The sequence below is a fragment of the Bifidobacterium hapali genome, assembly GCF_002259755.1.
GTDB classification, from domain to species: Bacteria; Actinomycetota; Actinomycetes; order Actinomycetales; family Bifidobacteriaceae; genus Bifidobacterium; species Bifidobacterium hapali.
On the sequence record NZ_MWWY01000028.1, the window covers coordinates 67,288 to 87,597 of the forward strand.

Here is a 20,310-nt window from a genome sequence, read left to right on the forward strand (position 1 = left end):
CTCGCAATATAGGACAAATGTTCGAGTTTGTTGGTAGGCTGTAGCCAGCATAGGCCAGTCGAAGGGAGTGGTGATGAGTTTTAACATCGAACGATCGAATAAGCCGTTCGTCGTCAAATCGCCATATAAGCCATCCGGCGACCAGCCACAGGCCATCGACGAACTGGCGCGTCGCATCGAGAATGGTGAGAACGACGTGGTGCTCATGGGTGCCACCGGTACTGGCAAAACTGCTACGACTGCATGGCTTATCGAGCGGCTTCAGCGGCCTACACTCATCATTGAGCCGAACAAGACACTTGCCGCTCAGCTGTGTGCTGAATTCCGTGAGCTTATGCCCGACAATGCGATCAGCTATTTCGTAAGCTACTACGATTACTACCAGCCGGAAGCCTATATTCCGCAAACGGATACGTATATTGAGAAAGATTCCAACATCAACGATGATGTGGAACGACTACGCCATGCCGCTACTGCGAATCTGCTCACTCGTCGTGACTGCGTGGTCGTTGCTACTGTCTCGTGTATTTACGGTCTTGGTACACCCGAGGAGTACGCCGGTCGTATGCTCTTCCTCAAGGAAGGACAAGAGATCAACCGTGACGATTTGCTGCGACAATTCGTGGCGATGCAGTATAAGCGCAATGATATTGCGTTTACGCGCGGTACATTCCGCGTGCGCGGCGACACGGTCGAGATCATTCCCGTCTACGAGGAACTAGCGATTCGTATTGAATTCTTCGGTGACGAAATCGATCGTATTTCCACGTTGCATCCGTTAACTGGCGATGTCATTGATCATGAGTCTGAGGTACATATTTTCCCGGCCTCCCACTATGTGGCTGGCCCGGAGCGCATGGAACGAGCACTGAAAACTATTCAAGCTGAACTCGATCAACGCACTGCTGAACTGCGCAAACAAGGCAAAGAACTTGAAGCCCAGCGGTTGACGATGCGCACCACGTACGATCTTGAAATGCTCGCCCAAGTAGGCGTGTGCTCTGGAGTCGAGAATTATTCTCGTCATTTTGACGGTCGAGCACCCGGCACGCCACCGCACACGCTGCTTGATTTCTTCCCCGACGATTTTCTTCTGGTCATTGACGAATCGCATGTTACGGTTCCTCAAATCGGCGCAATGTACGAGGGCGATGCTTCACGCAAACGCACCCTCGTAGATTTCGGCTTCCGCTTGCCTTCGGCAATGGACAATCGTCCGCTCAAATGGCCAGAGTTTCTGGAACGCGTCGGCCAAACAGTGTACTTATCGGCTACTCCTGGCGATTACGAGCTGGGACTGTCTGACGGTGTGGTTGAACAGATCATCCGTCCAACTGGATTACTTGACCCGAAAGTCGAAGTGCGTCCCACAAAAGGGCAGATTGATGATCTGCTTGCTGAGATTAAAGATCGCGTGGCTAAGAACGAGCGTTCGCTAGTGACGACGCTTACCAAGAAAATGGCCGAAGATTTGACTGATTACTTGGTTGAGCGCGGCATTAAGGTCGAGTATTTGCATTCGGATGTTGATACGTTGCGTCGTGTTGAACTGTTGCGTGAGTTGCGCGAAGGCAAGATCGACGTGATTGTCGGTATTAATCTGTTGCGCGAGGGCTTGGACCTTCCTGAAGTGTCGTTAGTGGCGATTCTTGACGCGGATAAGGAAGGATTCTTGCGTTCGTATCGTTCACTCATTCAGACGATCGGTCGTGCGGCACGTAATGTGTCCGGCACGGTGATTATGTACGCTGATGAGACGACGGATGCGATGCACAAGGCTATTGACGAGACTGAGCGTCGTCGTGCCAAGCAGATGGCGTATAACAAGGCGCATCATATTGATCCTAAGCCGCTCATCAAGAAAATCAGTGATGTCAACGACATGCTCGCCAAAGAGGATGTGGATACGCAGACTTTGCTGGCAGGTGGTTATCGTAACGCTGGCAAGGCTGGTAATACGCATCTGGGTGTGCCTTCTCTTGATAAGAACGAAGCAGATAAACGTCATGAGGAAATTCTCAAGGCCGGTTTGCCTGCTCAAGATCTTGCTGATTTAATCCGTCAGTTGAGCGAGCAGATGCACACGGCTGCTGAGCAGCTCCAGTTTGAGCTTGCCGCACGTTTGCGCGACGAGATTCGTGATCTAAAGAAGGAGTTGCGTCAAATCACAGAAGCGAATAAGTGAGTTGCGTCAGCGCCTATTCATATGCTGGTAGGCATGTCTGAAACCCCTGTTGTGTTTATGATCGCTACGTTTGTGGTGTTGGCGGCATTCTTTGTTGTCGATTTGTTTGTTATCGGCCGCAAACCTCATGTGCCGTCTACGAAGGAATGCTTGCAGCATATTGCATTCTTCGTGGTGGCTGCACTGATCTTCGGCGGCATCATGTGGGCTGTAGCCGGAGCTAAGCCGGCTATTGAGTTCTATTCTGGGTGGCTTACCGAATATTCATTGAGTGTTGATAACTTATTTGTTTTTGTCATTATCATGTCAAACTTCGCAGTACCGAAAGTGCTGCAGAAGTATGTATTGTCGGTTGGTATTACGGTTGCGTTGATTTTGCGCGGTGTTTTCATCCTGATTGGTGCCGCGCTGATTGAACGATTCACGTGGATTTTCTTCCTGTTTGGTGCCTTCCTGATTGTTACGGCAGTCAAACTAGTAACCGGCGGTGATGATGACGAGGAGTATCACGAGAACGGCGTTATTCGTGTGCTACGTAAGGTGATGAAGATTTCTGACGAATACGATGGGGAGAAACTGCGCACGGTTAAGAATGGTGTGAAGTATTTTACGCCGATGCTTGTTGTTTTCCTTGCCATCGGTACTACCGATGTGATGTTTGCATTCGACTCTATTCCTGCAATTTTTGGTCTGACTAAAGATCCGTTCATTGTGTTCACCTCCAATGTGTTCGCATTGCTAGGTTTGCAGCAGTTATACTTCCTGCTCGGCGCGTTACTGGATAAGCTTGTTTACTTGCCGCTTGGCCTGTCGATTGTACTTGGTTTTATCGGAGTTAAGCTCATTATGGAAGCGTTGCATGGCAATTCACTACCATTCCTTAATGGTGGTCAGCCGGTCGCATGGGTTCCTGAAGTACCGACGTGGCTGTCGTTGGCGGTTATTGTGGCGGCGATTGGTGGAGCTGCGTTGGCCAGCGTGCTAAAGATGAAGTCATTGGAATCTTCAGGGTCAACTCATCGCGATTAAAGTATCGTTACCGCGTGTACACCCGTTGTGAATGCTTGATTCACAACGGGTTTTTGTATATGTCGCATAAGATGCGCTACGATAATGTTAGCGCTCACAACACACCGCATAAAACAGTGGCTGTGTTCGTAGTGTACTAGTAAACTGAACCTCGGCGGCCGGGTCATCCGATCCGGCACACACAAGATAGGAATAGGCAGGCATTCATGCGTAAAGCCAAGATCGTAGACACCATCGGTCCCGCGACTGAATCCCTTGAGGGTATTACCAAGCTCGTCGAGGCGGGTATGGACGTCGCTCGTCTGAACCGTTCTCACGGTACTCCTGAGGATCACCTCAAGGTCTACAACAACGTGCGCGCGGCCTCCAAGGCCACCGGCCGCAACGTGGCCGCTATGGTGGATCTTCAGGGTCCGAAGATCCGCTGCGGTTGGTTCAAGAAGAACGCCGAAGGCGAAGACAAGGTCCAGCTGACCGAAGGACAGGAGTTCATCATCACCACCGACGATATCGAGGGTGACGAGCACATCACTTCTACCACCTTCAAGGGTCTGCCGGGCGACTGCCATCCGGGTGATCCGATTCTCATCGACGACGGCAAGGTTCGTCTTGAGGTTACCAAGGTCGAAGGCAACAACGTGCACACCAAGGTTGTTGTGGCTGGCCCAGTGTCCTCTCACAAGGGCATCAACCTGCCGGGTGTTGCTGTTTCTCTGCCGGCTTTGACTGCTAAGGACGAAGAGGATCTGCGTTGGGCAATCCGCACTGGCGCTGACATCATCGCTATGTCCTTCGTGCGTTTCGCGACCGATATCGATCGTGCTCACGAGATCATGGACGAAGAAGGCCGTCGCATCCCGATCGTTGCCAAGATCGAGAAGCCGCAGGCTCTTGAGAACCTCGAAGACATCGTCAAGACGTTCGACGGTGTGATGGCAGCTCGTGGTGATATGGCTGTCGAGTGCCCGCTCGAAGAGGTTCCGCTGGCTACCAAGCGCATCATCGAGCTTGCTCGTCAGTACGCAAAGCCGGTCATCGTGGCTACCGAAGTGCTCGGCTCCATGGTGCACTCTCCGGTTCCGTCTCGTGCTGAGGCTTCTGACTGCGCTAACGCTGTTCTCGACGGTGCTGACGCAACCATGACCTCCAACGAGACTGCTGTCGGCGAGTACCCGACCGAGACTGTCGCTACCATGTCCCGCATCTCCGGCTTCGCTACCGAGCACGGCTTCGACCGTATCCCGGAGCTCAAGAACCTCGACATGTCTTCCACTGGCGCTGTGTCTTCTGCCGCTGTCGATCTGGCTGACAAGCTCAACGCTAAGGCTATCGTTGCTTACACGCAGACCGGCAACACCGTGCACCGCGTTTCCCGCGAACGCCCGGCCGCTCCGATCTACGGCATCACCAACAACGAGCACACCTACCACTGGCTGGCTTTGTCTTGGGGCACCGAAGGCTTCTACGTCGATGAGGATTACCATGACAAGTCCCGCAAGGACCTCATGGCCTACACTGACAAGATCCTCAAGGCCGCAGGCAAGGTTTCCGATGGCGACAAGATTGTCGTGCTGAGTTCTGCACAGGGCGAGCACGCTGCCGGTTCCACCGACACGATCTACGTGCACACTGTCGGCAACGCTGAGTGAGTTGAGCAGATAGCGTAACGCTATAGCAAAGGGCTTCTTCCCGATCTTTTCGGGAAGAAGCCCTTTTCGCATCTAAGGTATTAGCTCACTGACCGAGATTGTGTTCCGGTGCGGAATACAGGCGCAGAATCGCGATGATTGTCTTGGCGTCCACAATCGTGCCATTCACGGCCATTTCGTAAGCCTCATCAATCGTGTATAAACGAACATCTGGGCGTGGCGTCTCTGGTCCAAAGTCGCCACGGCTTACGCGTGTCAAATTCGTGGCAAAAAACAGCGACGTATGATATTCCGCAAAACTTGACATGTTGAGAAAACGCGAGAACTGTACGAAATTCGTTGCCTCATAACCGGCTTCTTCATGCAACTTGCGTTTAGCAACATCCAATGCGCTTTCATCGGAATGTACGGCATGTCCTCCTGGAATCTCCAATGTCCAGCGATGCGTAGGAATACGATACTGTTCAACCAGTGGGATTTTCTCGTCGTCAGTTAATGCGATCACCCCCACGCCGTCGCCATTATTACCTTGCAGTACGAAACGATCGAACTGTCCTGCTTTCGACGTGGAAAGTGTCACTTGATCAACATTGAAATAGTGAGTTTTGACGATCTGCGACCGTGATTCTTCCTTGACTGGTGCAACACGCCACGGATCGAACCTGCGGTAAGTCGTTGTGTCATTCATTATGTACCCCCTTGTAGTTGGCATACCATATGCGGCTACAACTATTGTATGACGATATAGTCGTTTTTGGGTGATTGCTTACGACAAAATTGGGAATTAATGGGTGATTGTGTTGCAGAATTCGTTACGGCGTGTCGATGGCGTGTCGGTTAGTATTTCAGCCCCGCGCCACGCTGAAACGTGGAGATATTCGCTTCAGTCGCAAACATGTGCTATTGTTCCGTAGGTGCGCTGAAAAGCCCTCGTATCCCAATCGGTAGAGGAAGCAGACTCAAAATCTGCGCAGTGTGGGTTCGAGTCCCACCGAGGGCACGCAATGCGCGACATTGCGCACGATGTCGCGTAGACGCAGGATAACTGACTAGTATACAGTCCGGGCGTCGATTCAGAGAAGCAGCCCGGCCATCGATGAAAGAGGTTGGCATGGTTGCAAGGAATAAAACCTCGGAAACGCCGGAATCGTTGGGTGCGGTGTTGACGGATGATGAACTGAAGGCTGCTGCCCAAGTTGATGATGCTACAGCCGAGAACGATGCTGATCAGGAGAATGAAGCAAATCGTCAGCGTACGGTTGTTGTTGCTGAAGATGAATCAGTAAACCGCATGGATCTTGTTGCCATGCTCGAAGATAATGGTTACAAGGTTGTCGGTGAGGCTGCTAACGGTGAGGAAGCAGTTGAGTTGACGCGTAAGTATCGTCCGGATGTTGTGTGCATGGATGTCAAGATGCCACGCATGGATGGTATTGCTGCTGCTGGCGTGATCTGCGATGAGAACATTGCTCCGGTTGTTATGCTTACTGCATTCTCTCAGCCAGATCTGGTTCGTCAAGCTACTGGTGCTGGTGCAATGGCTTATGTCACCAAGCCGTACGAGGAATCCAAGCTGCTGCCTGCCCTTGAAGTAGCAATGGGTCGTTTTGCTGAAATCAATGATTTGCTCGACACTGTCGAACGTGGTGAGAACAAGCTCAAGAACGCCCAAGAAGAGCTTAAGAAGATGGAAGCTCAACTCAAGAAGGCTGAAGACACGCTCGAAGAACGTAAGCTCGTTGACCGAGCTAAGGGCCTGCTTATGGATAAGGCTGACTTCTCTGAACAGGGCGCATTCCGTTGGATTCAGAAGACATCGATGGATCAGCGCATCCCGAAGAAGCGTCTCGCTATGGCCATCATCGCCAAGTATGGCGATCCTAAGCCGGAAAGCAACAATGACTGAGGCGTCGCATAACGCCGAAGTCGAAACGCGCGGAACACTGCTGGTCGTTGACGGCCATTCGCTAGCGTTCCGCGCGTTTTTCGCTCTACCGGTCGATAATTTCAGTACTAGTGATGGTCGGGCAACTAACGCGGTATGGGGATTTGCAACCATGCTTGCTCAAGTGGTTGATGCAGAACAGCCAGACCATCTCGCCGTAGCCTTTGACGTCAAAGGTGGTACCTTCCGCAATACCATGCTGCCGCAGTATAAAGGCACGCGTGACGCTGCGCCGGAAGATTTACTTGCTCAGCTACCGTTAATTCAGCGAATGCTCACAGCGCTCGGTATTACGTATATCGAAAAACCCGGATACGAGGGCGACGATGTGATCGGCACCCTTGCCACAATGGGCTCAGATGCGGGATATCGTACGCTGGTATTGTCTGGCGATCGTGATGCTTTCCAACTTATTAGTGATCGTGTCACCGTATTGTATCCCGGCCAGCATTTCAAAGATCTCAAGCATATGACGCCTGAGGCCGTGGAAGAAAAATATCACGTACGTCCCGATCAGTATCCTGATCTGGCTGCGTTACGCGGTGAAACAGCAGATAATATTCCCGGCGTACCCGGAGTTGGAGACGGATACGCAGCCAAATGGATTGGCCAGTATGGCAGCCTTGATGGCATCATCGCGCATGCTGACGAGATCAAAGGTAAAAAAGGCGAAGCGTTACGCGAGAACATCGAGCAGGTGCAGCTGAACCGTAAAGTGAACGCTCTCGTGCGCAATCTTGATCTTGGCGTGAGCGTGAGCGATCTCACGTTCGGCGTGGTAGATGTGAAAGCAACGGAAGACCTGTGCAAGGAACTTGAGTTCGGGGCTCGCACACGCACCAAAATGGTTAAATCGTTCGCACGTGGTGAGCAGCCGCTGACACGACACGATACACATGATGAACATGAACCGGCGCAAACTGATAATGCGTTACACCTGCCACAACCAGTATTGATTCATGACGCAGCTGCGCTTGAACAATGGGTTGCACATCATGCGGATACATTCGCAGAGGCAGGGCCCCTAGCGAATAATTGCACCCAAAAAGGTACCCAAAAAAGCACCCAAGAAGCGTCTGCACGTTGGGTTCTTCTCGCGCAAGGCAATGCCAAACCGGGCGCTAGCGCGTTGCATCGTGTGTCCATCATGGCTGGCGATCAAGCGGCGGTTATCGCCGCGCCGTTTGACGCTGCTTTGACAGAAGCGTTGCAACACGTAGTGACTCAATATCACACCTCGATGATCGTGCACGGCTATAAAGAGCACCTTCATCTGCTTGCCGCAGGCGGTATTACACTGCCGACGCCGGCGTTCGACACTAAGCTTGCCGGTTACTTGGTGCACCCTGATTTTCACGCAGACACGCTTGAACAGGCTGCTGAGCACTTCCTCGATATCGTCATCGAAGCTGGTTCGCAAGAAGCTGTGCAAGGTGCACTCGATCTTGAGGTAGAAGACAGTTCAGCCGGTGACGAGGAAACCGACGAGGCAACGACTCGTATCCTCACCCATGCAGCTATTGTGGCCGCACTCGCTCGCACGTTGTCTCCAATGCTGGCAGAGCGAGAACAGACGAAGCTACTGTCGTCTATAGAGCTTCCAGTATCGCAAGTCCTCTATCGTATGGAGGATGCTGGTGCACAGATTGACATGGCCCGTTTGACCGCGCTGCGTGATGAATTTGCGGCTGACGCGCGTCAAGCTCAGGAGACGGCATGGGATTGTGCTGGTAGCCGAGTGAATTTGCAAAGCCCGAAGCAGTTGCAAAAGGTGTTGTTCGAGGATATGGGCCTTAAAGCTACTAAGCGTACGAAATCTGGCTCGTATACCACCAGCGCGTCCGCATTGCAGGACTTATATGTCAAATATGTGGACGATGAGCGCGCTAACGGGTTCCTTGGAGCGCTGTTACGCCACCGTGAAACCAATAAGCTTAAGCAGATCGTTCAAACGCTTATTGACGCTGTGAACCCGCACGATGGTCGTATTCATACGACATTCGAGCAGACAGTAGCAGCAACTGGTCGTTTGAGTTCAGTTGATCCAAATTTGCAGAACATTCCGAATCGTAATGATGCCGGACGCGAAATCCGTTCAGCATTCGTGCCTGGCGACGGATATGTTTCCTTGCTTAGTTGCGATTATTCACAGGTTGAACTGCGTATTATGGCCGATCGTTCCGGTGATGAAGCGCTTATCGAAGCGTTCCGTTCCGGCGCTGATTTCCACCGGTATGTGGCATCGCTCGTGTACGGTGTGCCGGTTGAAAGCATCACTTCTGACCAGCGTTCGCATGTAAAAGCAATGAGCTACGGTCTAGCATATGGGTTGAGTACGTACGGACTTGCTCAGCAGTTGAAGATTCGCCCAAGCCATGCTGAAGAATTGAAGAAGAAGTATTTTGCCACGTTCGGTAAAGTGCATGACTATCTTGAGTCGCTAGTCGCTGATGCACGCACTCACGGTTATACGGAGACGATGTTCGGTCGTCGCAGATATTTCCCCGGACTTCATTCAACCAACCGTACAGTGCGAGATGCGGCGGAACGTGCTGCACTTAACGCGCCTATCCAAGGCTCGGCTGCAGATATCATGAAAATTGCTATGATTCGGGCTGATGAAGCATTGCGTACAGCTGGCGTGGCGAGCCGAATCATTTTGCAGATTCATGATGAATTGGTTGTTGAAGTTGCTCCCGGTGAAGCTGATCAGGTGCGCTCCCTAGTTGCTGACGCAATGGAACATGCAGTCACGTTGTCTGTACCGTTGGACGTGTCCACTGGTATTGGTGACGATTGGCAGCTTGCTGCACACTGACCAGACATATGCTGGTAGAGATTGTCTGTGTAACAGCCAGTCACTTGGATTCGTGGCGGGGGAGTGTTCCTCGCCACGAACGGTAAGGAGAAACTATGACCACGCTTGCGCAAGTTGTCAACGCTCTCGAAACGTTGTATCCGTTGCGATACGCTGAAGATTGGGATGCTCCAGGTCTGATTGTCGGGGACCTTGCGCAACCAGTTACCCATATCGCGTTCGCAGTAGATCCAACATCAGCGGTGATTGATGCCGCGATCGAGCATGGTGCTGACTTGCTGATTACCCACCATCCGCTGCTCTTTCGCGCAGTACATACTGTGTCTGGACTTGGCGCGCGCGGCGATATTGTGCGTCGACTGTATCAATCCGGTTGTGCACTATGGGTAGGGCACACGAATGCTGACGCAGCATATCGTGGTGTTGGACAAGCGGCTGCCGATATGTTCGGCTTAATCGATCAGCATCCGCTAGTACCGCTGCATGATGCTGAAGCTGAAACAGCTGGGCAAGAAGTTGGACTTGGCCGAATCGGCCGACTCAAGCAGCCGATGACGTTTGAGACGTTCGCACGGCATGTTGCTGACGTATTGCCTCCCACTGAACTAGGTGTACAAGCCTGTGGCCCGCTCGATCAGATCGTCGAAACAGTAGCCGTATTGCCCGGGTCTGGTGATTCGCTGTTTGATGAAGTGCGTGCGAGCGGTGCGGACGTGTACGTAACCAGTGATCTTCGCCATCATCCTGCCACGGATGCGATCGAGCAAGCTCGATATGAAGCCGGCTTACGTGCGCAAGGCATTCATGTCGGTCACGGTGACGAACGAATCCGTCCATTGCTTATCAACACGCCGCATTCCGCCATAGAATCATTGTGGTTCCATTATGCGATTGACGACGTGCCGAACGCAGTCGAACAGGCAACAGGACAACGGCCGCAAGTCGAATGGCTACATATGAATACTGATCCGTGGACGCTACGTCTGTAATATCACGTGTCATCCGGCTGTTTCTCGCGCGTATTGCAGTTACGCACGACAGTTCGGACAATCTTGAGAGGACAAAGTCATGCATGACATCATCGATATGGATGCGCCGGTTGAAGTACGCTCTCGAACAACGGTATATCGCGGTGCGATCTTCACTGTCGAAGACATGACTATCGCACTACATGCACGCGACGGTAGCGACGTAGAAATCAGACGACAAGTACTCCGTCACGCGCCTTGCGTAGTTATGCTCGTCCACGACGAAGCTACAGACCGTTACTTAGTCGAACGCGAATATCGTGTCGGCTCAGATCGTTTCGCTTACGGCATACCTGCCGGACTCATGAATCACGGTGAGGAACCACAAACTGCAGCGTTACGTGAACTCGCTGAAGAAACCGGCGTCGTACCAGACGGAGAGGATGGCGTCACCATCGACCACGTCGGCGACTACTACTCGTCCGAAGGCATGACTGACGAACTCGCACATATCATGGTCCTACACTTACACCGATACACAATGACCAGCCGCCATCTCGATGCCGACGAACATGTCGACACCGCATGGGTGAGCTGGAATGAACTACTCGCTTTGCCGGTCACCGCATCCAACTCGATCATCGCGATCCAACACGAGCGTATACGACGCATGAACGGCTCATGAAATGTCAGGCTAAAATGCGTGGAACCGGCCAAGACTGCACGTAAACGTCAACAAACTTCATCTTGAGGTGAGATACTAGTGCCTATGCAGATCAGACCAGGCTTAATGTATCCGCTCGGGGCCAGCTACGATGGTGCCGGCGTGAACTTTGCATTGTTCTCCCAAGTCGCCGACAGGGTTGAGTTGTGTCTGTTCGATGACGACGACAACGAAACACGTATCGAAATGACTGAGCAAAACTCGTACGTGTGGCACAATTACATCCCCGGACTCCAACCAGGCCAACGATACGGATACCGTGTCTACGGACCATACGATCCCAACCAAGGCTTGCGCTGCAATCCAAACAAACTCCTGCTCGACCCATACGCCAAAGCCATCGAAGGCAATATCGACGGCGACGAAAGCCTATTCTCATACTGGTTCAACTCGCCAGACGACATCAGCCGTCGCAACGATCTCGACTCAGCCGCGCACACGATGAAATCCATCGTCGTCAACCCATACTTCGACTGGAGTAACGATCGTCACCCGCACATCCCATACCACGATTCAGTCATCTACGAAACACATGTGCGAGGCTTGACGAATCTTAACAAAGACGTACCGCCAGACATTCGCGGTACGTACGCCGGTCTCGCATACCCGACCGTCATCGAGTATCTGAAAAAACTTGGCGTTACCACGATCGAACTCATGCCAATCCACCAGTTCGTCAACGACTCGTTCCTGCAAGAAAAGGGCCTGTCAAACTACTGGGGATACAACACGATCGGTTTCTTCGCACCGCACAACGCCTACTCAAGTTCAGGCGAACGCGGCCAGCAGGTCAACGAGTTCAAATCAATGGTCAAGGCTTACCACCGTGCCGGCATGGAAGTCATCCTCGACGTGGTGTACAACCACACCGCCGAAGGCAACCATATGGGCCCGACCCTGAGCTTCAAAGGCATCGACAACCGGTCCTATTACCGACTCGTAGACAACGATCAACGACACTATTTCGATACCACTGGTACGGGTAACTCGCTGCTCATGCGCTCGCCGCACGCGCTACGCTTGATCACCGACTCGCTACGCTACTGGGTATCTGAAATGCACGTTGACGGCTTCCGATTCGATCTGGCCGCAACCCTTGCCCGCCAGTTCCAAGAAGTTGACAAATTGTCCGCATTCTTCGACATCGTCGAACAAGACCCGATTATCAGCCGAGTCAAACTCATCGCTGAACCGTGGGACCTTGGCTCCGGCGGCTATCAGGTCGGTGGCTTCCCATCCAGCTGGTCCGAATGGAACGGCCGCTTCCGCGATTGCGTGCGTGACTTCTGGCGCTCGCAGCCCTCTACTTTGCCGGAGTTTGCGTCGCGACTCATGGGTAGCTCGGACTTGTATCAGATGAACGGTCGTCGTCCGGTTGCGTCGGTGAACTTTATCACTGCGCACGATGGTTTTACGATGAACGATCTGGTCAGCTACAACGAGAAGCACAATGATGCGAACGGCGAAGGCAACCGTGATGGTGAGTCCAACAACCGTTCGTGGAACTGTGGCGTTGAAGGCCCGACCACAATCCCGGATGTGCTGGAACTGCGCGAACGGCAGATGCGTAACATGTTCGCTACGCTACTCGTCAGCCAAGGTATTCCTATGATTTGCGGCGGCGACGAAGTAGCTCGCACACAGCAAGGCAACAATAATGCTTACTGTCAGGATAATGAGATTTCGTGGACTAATTGGGATCTCACCCCTGCACAGAAAGAACTATTTGGCTTTGTCTCGAAGATGATTCACTTGCGGCTTGAACACCCGGTGCTGCACCGTCGTCGTTTCTTCACGGGCCGTGAACAGGGCGATGCGCCGGACAAACTGCCGCAAGTGGAATGGTTCGACCACACTGGTTCGATCATGGACATGGAAGACTGGCAGAATACGCATGCATTCTCGGTCATGATCTTCCTCAACGGGTCGAATATTCCTGAAATGGATTATTACGGCAACCAGCTCGTTGACAATGATTTCATTCTCATTTTCAACGCGCATTATGAGCCGATTATGTTCACGCTGCCTGATGAAAAGTATGGACGCAAATGGCAGCTCATCGTCGACACGCATAATCCGAATGGGCCTGAGTTGAGTTATGAGGCTGGATTCGTGATTACTGCGCAGTCGCGTAGCTTCCTGCTGCTCAAGAGTGCGAAGGACCCGAGGAAACAGCAGAGTTTGTTCTCGTGATCTTTTTGGATGAGTGAGGCGTGGCGGAAATCTCTCACTGAGCGCTGCTCAGTGAGAGATTTCCGCCACGCCTCACTCATATAGATTGGTCGTAACACCCTTTGAATGCTCAAAAAGTTATTACTAACGATTTGCAGCCAGTCGAGACTCAATTCTCTCGGCTGGCTGCTTCGTGTTATTTGCCTTAACAACAGCCTGCGCATCAGCCACGCCATTAGCTGCAGCTGTAGCAGCAATCTCCAAACGATCAGACTGTATACGCACAATCTGCATCTGCACACGATCCGCTTCAATCGCCGCAATCTGCCGGGAAAATACGATAAACCAGCCAAGGAAGAACGCACACGCCAACGCTTCCAAATTAGTTAACGTGTCGTATCCGCGCAGCATGTAAATACCAAAAGCAGCGCAGATGACGATCGCTAGATCAGAAATCGCATACATGGCTTTCGCCATACGCGGTGCTAACCACGGCAGTGCGAGCAGGAGAACGCCCATGATAAGCGGCAACCCTTTTGCACACACGTTATGCATAATGTAGTGCGGCGTGTAACGGAATACGCCAATGCCGATGAAGGCAAGTCCAGAAATCGTCAGTAAGAACGAGAGGATCGCAATACGAATCTTAAAGTGTTTGATCGCTGGATGATCGACTGCGTCGCCATATTGTTCGTGCCAGAGTCGTTCGAGTCGTTGCGTTGTAATGAGTTCGGATACAGCGAAGTAACTGACGATAATAATGCACGTACCAGCGAGGATAAGTGTTGCGTTGAACATGGTTGCCGCAAACGTGGTGCGATCGCCGAGCTGGGAGAAATTATTGTGATACCAGTACGGGTCATCAGTAGTTAGCCCTGCAGTACTCACGCCTGAGATCACGAAGAAGGGGAGGAGCGAGGCAAGTGTTTTTGCGTTCATGAGCTCGGCTTGAACGAACGTCATGTATCCGGCAACGCCAGCGAATCCAGCACATGCGGCCGGCATGTATCCGGCGAGCAAGTGCATACCCATAACTGTGTTGACTACGCTAAACAAGGCGAATGATGACAGGAAAATGGTGGCTGCATACACCACCGATAGTGCGAGGATTTCAAAAATACGGCGAATGGGAACCCACCAGCCGTTTTTCAGTGTAAACGACCGTGAATTACTTGCATAACCGACCACGAATGAGATTACGCCACATACTGCAATAATGGCTGCTGCCGCACTGAAACGGCGTTGCGTCACCTGCCAAATAGCTGGCGCAAGATCGAGGTAGAGTTTCATACCGAAGAAGCCGATAATCGCGCAGATAAGAAACGACACCAATCCCAACGTTTCTGCCCGCTGATGCCGTCCCATCGGTGTACCTCCTCCGTTGCCGTACTTCGGCGTGTCGCCCTCGTGAGGGCTTGCAACGATTATTGTAATAGGGATTATGCCGGCACGGCGTGCTCGTTTCGACGACATGCCGCTTGCATATAAGTCCATCCATCTGGTATAGTATTCGATTGTTGTTTTCGCACGGCTATGCTGATGAGCTTCGGTTAGCTTCGCGTGATAACACCGGGGCGTAGCGCAGTTTGGTAGCGCGCCTGCTTTGGGAGCAGGATGTCGCAGGTTCAAATCCTGTCGCCCCGACTTTAATACTGTTTATTCAGTTCCTATAAGGTTCTGTGACGTTTGAGCGTCGATGATGGTTTAATTCGTGCTTATTCTTACGCGTTATGTTTGCTTAATTTCGAGTATTATAAATCCCATGTTGATGAAAATAGACTCTGACCGTTTGCAAACGTATTTGCAATCCACCGCATGGATATAGGCCAAGGAACAAAAGCATCTACCACTATTGCTGCGATAGAGGGTGTGTTTCTTATTTTGTCTGCTCTAACTGCTCAATTGCCGTGGTTGTGGCTAACCATAATGCTCGTTATCTTAGCGTCTGCAGTGACGTTATATTCAATTAAATCCGCTATCATAGCATGGAAGAATAGTTATAACGCTGAAACAATGTATCGGGAGTTGGAATATATGGCGGGAACGGAGAAATATAGTAGTCTTATTGCCATTAGTAATGGTAATAAGTATCTCTTGTACCATGATTCCGGATGGGATTGTGATTTTTTCCCAAACCATGCAACCAATGAGGTTGAATCGGAAAATATTAGATTACTTACTGATTACTTGTCTAACGGTTTCGATATTCCCAAGAATGATTTCACTCTTACTCGTGTGACGGGTATAACAAGGGAAAAATACTCTACAGAGCATGATGAGACTCGCGTTTACCATTACACGCTTTATCGTGCGAACATTACGCATATGCCTGATGCATGGAAAGCAGACAAATTCCATGTAGATTCCAAAGATTGTCGATGGATGACTACTGACGAGATGCTATCGGACCCACGTATTCAAGAGGTCAATCGTGATGTGGTCACTCTCGTCAGAGACAATGCTTGATGCGTTCAAGTTGGGGTAGGCTGTTTTGATGTTTTTGGTCTGACAGACGACACCAACTTGACGTTGATAATGGTTATGCCGGTTTAGTTGGCCGGTGATAATGGAAGTGGCGGCCTGGCGGTGACCCCAAACTTGACTGACAGCCCCGGCGAGCGGGGCCTGTCCTTATTTTGATTTGTCCCGCCCGGCCACCGACCCGGAGGCGCATGGCGTGTGTTTCCAAGTTGGGGTGGGCCGTTTTGGCGTGTTTTTTGGTTCGTTTGTGCGGTTGCGGAAAAACACTGCCACCTGTCGAACAAACATTGAAACAAAACAGCACACACACCGGTACCGTCATTCCTTTCCTTTCCCGAGAAACCAAATGGTTTACCTACCAACTCGGGAAACTAGCCCAGACAGGACAGGCCAGTGTCCATCTCTCACCACACGCTGAAATGGACTAAAACCTACCACTCATTCGGCGACCTTCCACACGCTCACACGGCCCACTTCCAATTGAACACACACATATTTCCTCGAACAGGCTGATGGTAACACTGGATAACAATGACCACAGACCATCGCCGGTTATGACGTTCGGCTTACGGAATGCAGTCAGAACGGTTTGTCGGAGACACCGAGCGCTAGCCAGTCGGCGCAGGCTTGGGCGATGGCGCGCGGAGATTCGACGGCACCTCCCTCGAGCCACTTGATGAGGATGTTGAACATGGCGCCGGCGACAAAGTAGAGTCGGTATTGGCTGATGGATCCCATGGGTGCCCGTCCGGCCATCCCTCGTACGTATCCGTTAATCGTGTCCTGGATTAGGCTGGCGAACCCGTTGCGATACAGTGTGAGAATGTAGGATTTGGCGGTCAGGAATCGGGTGAGCGAGCGCTCGAACCCGTCGGCGATGTTGGCGCGGGCGAATACGTCGTATTCCCTCGGTTTGGTGTCGGAGGGCTGGATGCTGTCGTGCAGGTCGCTCATCCATGCGTTGATGACGTCCTCCTTTGATTTGAAATTGCGGTAGTAGGAAGCGCGGGCGACCCCGGCCTCCGCGACAATGTCGGTGACGGTGATGGCGGAAAATCGTCTGCGTTCCATCAGGACGAACAGGGCTTCGGTGATCTGCCTGCGCACGCGATCATTTTCCATAGAGCCCCGGCTCACGATGTCTCCCTTCGTTGAGAATCGTATGAAACATATCGTCTCAACCAGTATTCCATGAATCGCCGATGGGATATCTTCACCGGTGAGTCAGATTGCCGATTATTGGCTCAGTCACCGTGACGTCGGCACGATCGCCGGACCCTAGCCTTGATAGTGGACGATATGAATCGTCTCACTTATAGGCATGAGACCGCTCGCATACGGCGGTGGACGCGACGCCGGAAACCGACGGACAATATCGATGAAAGGTACGACTGACATGACGGATGTGCGACTGATGGACACCAAGGAAGACTTCGTGAAGCTTGGTATCAACCCGGACAAGGTCGAGCAATGGGAGGATGGGCGACGTGATACCAGCGCTCGTGGCCATTGGGAATGGTGGTATTTCGACGCGATTCTGGACGATGGCAGTTCCGTGGTCGTCCAGTTCTTCCCTAAAGACAACATGAGGACCAAGGAGAGTGTGGATAGTCCGCACCTTACGGCCAGGGTGGTGACCAAGGACGGTAGGACTTACGAGAAGCATCCGGCGTTCCGGCCGGAACAGTGCCGTTTCGCCAAGGAGGCCTGCGACGTGCGGCTGGGGAGCAATCTTTTCCAAGGTGACCTGGAAACCTATCGGATCCTTGTCGATTCGTCGGATGACGGATTCGGCGTGGACATCACATTGAAAAGCCAGTCCAAGCCGTATCGTCCCGGAACCTCCTACTTCGAGTTCGGCGACGATTATTACACGTGGCTCTGCGTCGTCCCCCGGGGTGAGGTGACCGGCACCGTTACGTTGGATGGCGTGCCGCATGAGGTGCATGGGCGCGGCTACCACGACCATCAGTGGGGCAGCGCGCTGTTCTGGAGCTTGTGGAACAACTGGCTCTGGGCCCGTCACAACTTCGAGGACCATTCGCTGCTGGTCTTCGACATGGTGGCCAGCAAGAAATACGGCTACCAGCGTTTCCCGATTGCGTTCCTGCAAGACAAGGACGGCAACATCGTCTTCGAAAACACCAAGGATGTCAATTACCAGCTCATCGAGAAGTACCGGGATCCGGACAGCGGCAAATACTATCCCAGGCGTTCCAAATACACGTTCGACGTGAACGGCAAGCACATTGAATATGAGCTCGAGGAGCGTAAGGTGCTGGAATCCCAGAATGCCAAGGCGCGCAAGATGCCGGCACCGGCCGTGCTGATGCTGAAGCTCAAGGGGCTGGACCCCAGCTATGTCCGCTACGAGGCGACCGGAGACCTGACCGTCACCGAAGGCGGCAAAGAGACCTTGCACCGTGACGGAGCGCTCATCTATGAGTTCATGTATCCCGGTACCGAAGATTTCAGCAAGCACGTATGAGGAGCCGCTGCCATAAGGACGGTATATTCGAGCGGCACGATCAATCGCAAGGATATGCCGCACCGGCATGGCGCCGGACATTGGGCGGCTCAGTACGCGCCTGTCTTGATCACAGGATGCCACACGATTGAACATGTATTTCAGAAAGAAGAAAAAATGAAGGCATTAATTTATACGAAGACCGGAGATTTGGATGTACTGCAAATAAAAGAAATAGATAAACCTACTCCAAAGGACAATCAAGTTCTTATTTCTGTAAAGGCTTGCGCTTTAAGTATCACAGATTATGAACGGTTTAAAACATTAAGTTCAAAAGTTTCTTTCTCAACGCAAATAATTTCCGCTCTAATGGGCTTCGCAGGTTCTCCAATCGGCGCAGAGATTGCAGGTGTAGTTGTCGAAGTCGGGGAAAATATTACCCATGTGAAAGTTGGAGATAGTGTATACGGAAAAACGGCAGGCACATTCCCTAAAGGCGGTTTTGCGGAATATGCTCTTATGGATAAAGACCATGTTTGCGTAAAACCTCAAAATATGACTTTTGAACAGGCATCTGCTATTTCCATTTCTTTTGAAACCGCGTTAGGCGCACTTCGCAAAGGGAATGTAAGAGCAGGCCAGCAAGTTATGATTTACGGCTCTTCGGGCGGCGTCGGTTTATATGCGGTGCAATTAGCCAAAAGTATGGGCGCAAACGTAACTGGTGTATGCAGCACCCGCAATCTTGAACTAGCCAAACAGATGGGGTGCGATTACGTAATCGACTACAAAAAAGAAGATTTTACGAAAGTGCAGACAAAGTTTGATGCAATTATAGGAGTGAATGGTTGCAATTCCATGAAAGACTATAAACGACTTTTAAAACCAAACGGGATTTTCGTAGGTGTGGGAGGAAATGTGAAACAAGTAAGCAAAGCATTCCTCCTTTCCTTTATATCAAGGAATTTTTCTTATTTTGCTGGACCTATTATGCCTCAAAAAGATTATTTGTCTTATGCAAAAGAGCTGGCAGAAACCGGCAAATTGTTACCTTATATAGACAAAATCTATTCCGTCAAGGACACAAAAGAAGCCATTCGTTATATTGTATCTTCTCACACACAAGGGAAAGTTGTTGTTTCCATGGATTTTAAATAAAGAGGAAACTCTTGAGGTAGTGCCCGGATTCTTGCGCACTTTGGTCTTCGCCCGGCTCTGCGACGATGATCAGTTCGCTACTGGTACGCTCTCACCGAGCCGGGACATGTCGAGGTAACGGCGCGTCGACCACTCGTTCGAGGTCACGTAGCGGACGCGCGCGCAGACGAGCATCAACGCGCTCCGCCCGTCCGGAAACGAGCCGACCACGCGCGTGCGTCGCCTGATCTCGCGGTTCAATCGTTCGATCATGTTGTTCGTACGGATGCGCCGGCGATGTTCCCTCGGATAGTCGTCGAGCAGGTAGGTCGTCGTCTCGCTAATGCCTTCGCGCAGGCATTTGGCAGCCTCTCTGAGCTTCCTTGTCTCCAGTTCCTTGGCGACGGATTCCGCCTTCTCCAACGCCTTGTCGCGTGATTCCATAGCAAACACGGCCTTAAGCGCGTCCGCAGCCCACTCCCGGTTTCTGGGGTTGACCTTGGCGAGGATATTGCGTTCGAAATGCACCATGCACCGCTGATAACGCGCCTCCGGCAACAGTTCGTTCACGGCGGCCACGAGTCCCGCGCACCGGTCACCCGTTACCAATCGCACGCCCTTCAACCCACGCGCGAGCATACCGGTAATGAATCCACGCCAGCTTTCCGCGTCCTCCTTCATACCCTCGGCCACAGAAAGCACCTCCCGACGACCATCCATACCAACACCGATAGC

The 20,310-nt window shown here is 51.9% G+C and carries 15 protein-coding genes and 2 tRNA genes; 13 read left to right on the forward strand and 4 right to left on the reverse strand.

The annotated features are described in order from the left end of the window. The first annotated feature begins 73 nt into the window (after positions 1-73). From uvrB to pyk, 3 genes are all read left to right on the forward strand, one after another. A complete protein-coding gene (gene uvrB, locus BHAP_RS07825) occupies positions 74-2,185 on the forward strand; it encodes an excinuclease ABC subunit UvrB (protein WP_094730172.1) in 2,112 nt (703 codons plus the stop codon). A gap of 33 nt (positions 2,186-2,218) precedes the next feature. Beyond that, positions 2,219-3,214, forward strand: a complete 996-nt coding sequence (locus BHAP_RS07830) for a TerC family protein (protein WP_094730192.1) — start codon at positions 2,219-2,221, stop codon at positions 3,212-3,214. 206 nt (positions 3,215-3,420) lie between these two features. Beyond that, positions 3,421-4,863: a pyruvate kinase gene (gene pyk / locus BHAP_RS07835; protein WP_094730173.1), complete on the forward strand. Its 1,443-nt coding sequence runs from the start codon at positions 3,421-3,423 to the stop codon at positions 4,861-4,863. Between the two features lie 85 nt (positions 4,864-4,948). Here pyk and BHAP_RS07840 read toward each other — a convergent pair whose 3' ends face one another. Further along, on the reverse strand, positions 4,949-5,551 hold the full coding sequence (locus tag BHAP_RS07840; RefSeq protein WP_169713190.1) for an NUDIX domain-containing protein: 603 nt from the start codon (positions 5,549-5,551) through the stop codon (positions 4,949-4,951). A gap of 238 nt (positions 5,552-5,789) precedes the next feature. Between BHAP_RS07840 and BHAP_RS07845 the strand changes: the two genes are divergently transcribed. The 6 genes from BHAP_RS07845 to glgX all read left to right on the forward strand — a co-directional run bounded on the left by BHAP_RS07845 (position 5,790) and on the right by glgX (position 13,511). Further along, positions 5,790-5,863, forward strand: a tRNA-Leu gene (locus BHAP_RS07845). A 111-nt stretch (positions 5,864-5,974) separates the two neighbouring features. Continuing rightward, on the forward strand, positions 5,975-6,769 hold the full coding sequence (locus tag BHAP_RS07850; RefSeq protein ID WP_094730175.1) for an ANTAR domain-containing response regulator: 795 nt from the start codon (positions 5,975-5,977) through the stop codon (positions 6,767-6,769). Further along, positions 6,762-9,626, forward strand: a complete 2,865-nt coding sequence (gene polA, locus BHAP_RS07855; protein ID WP_094730176.1) for a DNA polymerase I — start codon at positions 6,762-6,764, stop codon at positions 9,624-9,626. Before BHAP_RS07850 ends, polA begins: the two co-directional genes overlap by 8 nt. A 95-nt stretch (positions 9,627-9,721) precedes the next feature. Further along, positions 9,722-10,615 carry a Nif3-like dinuclear metal center hexameric protein gene (locus BHAP_RS07860; RefSeq protein WP_094730177.1) on the forward strand — a complete coding sequence of 298 codons (894 nt, stop codon included), beginning with the start codon at positions 9,722-9,724 and terminating at the stop codon, positions 10,613-10,615. Between the two features lie 79 nt (positions 10,616-10,694). Then, entirely contained in the window at positions 10,695-11,279 is a 585-nt protein-coding gene (locus BHAP_RS07865) for an NUDIX hydrolase (RefSeq protein WP_094730178.1), read from the forward strand. 105 nt (positions 11,280-11,384) lie between these two features. After that, the gene (gene glgX / locus BHAP_RS07870) at positions 11,385-13,511 is read left to right on the forward strand and encodes a glycogen debranching protein GlgX (protein WP_169713193.1); all 2,127 of its coding nucleotides are present in this window, start codon (positions 11,385-11,387) and stop codon (positions 13,509-13,511) included. Between the two features lie 123 nt (positions 13,512-13,634). Here glgX and BHAP_RS07875 read toward each other — a convergent pair whose 3' ends face one another. Beyond that, positions 13,635-14,855: an ABC transporter permease gene (locus BHAP_RS07875; RefSeq protein ID WP_094730180.1), complete on the reverse strand. Its 1,221-nt coding sequence runs from the start codon at positions 14,853-14,855 to the stop codon at positions 13,635-13,637. A 205-nt stretch (positions 14,856-15,060) separates the two neighbouring features. Here BHAP_RS07875 and BHAP_RS07880 point away from each other — a divergent pair. Continuing rightward, positions 15,061-15,134: transfer RNA gene (locus BHAP_RS07880), tRNA-Pro, on the forward strand. Between the two features lie 171 nt (positions 15,135-15,305). Then, complete coding sequence (locus BHAP_RS07885; protein WP_244569350.1) at positions 15,306-15,956, forward strand: DUF1206 domain-containing protein; 651 nt, start codon at positions 15,306-15,308, stop codon at positions 15,954-15,956. A 594-nt stretch (positions 15,957-16,550) separates the two neighbouring features. Here the strand turns inward: BHAP_RS07885 and BHAP_RS07890 are convergent. Further along, positions 16,551-17,093 carry a TetR/AcrR family transcriptional regulator gene (locus tag BHAP_RS07890; RefSeq protein ID WP_094730181.1) on the reverse strand — a complete coding sequence of 181 codons (543 nt, stop codon included), beginning with the start codon at positions 17,091-17,093 and terminating at the stop codon, positions 16,551-16,553. 274 nt (positions 17,094-17,367) lie between these two features. Here BHAP_RS07890 and BHAP_RS07895 point away from each other — a divergent pair, with 274 nt between their 5' ends. Both BHAP_RS07895 and BHAP_RS07900 read left to right on the forward strand, forming a co-directional pair. Further along, positions 17,368-18,459, forward strand: a complete 1,092-nt coding sequence (locus BHAP_RS07895) for a lipocalin-like domain-containing protein (RefSeq protein WP_158216457.1) — start codon at positions 17,368-17,370, stop codon at positions 18,457-18,459. 156 nt (positions 18,460-18,615) lie between these two features. Continuing rightward, positions 18,616-19,596, forward strand: coding sequence for an NAD(P)-dependent alcohol dehydrogenase (locus BHAP_RS07900; protein WP_158216458.1), 981 nt, complete (start codon positions 18,616-18,618; stop codon positions 19,594-19,596). Between the two features lie 69 nt (positions 19,597-19,665). Here the strand turns inward: BHAP_RS07900 and BHAP_RS07905 are convergent. Then, positions 19,666-20,310, reverse strand: a 645-nt coding sequence (locus BHAP_RS07905) for an IS256 family transposase (protein WP_211279709.1), incomplete at its 5' end; no start/stop codon positions are given.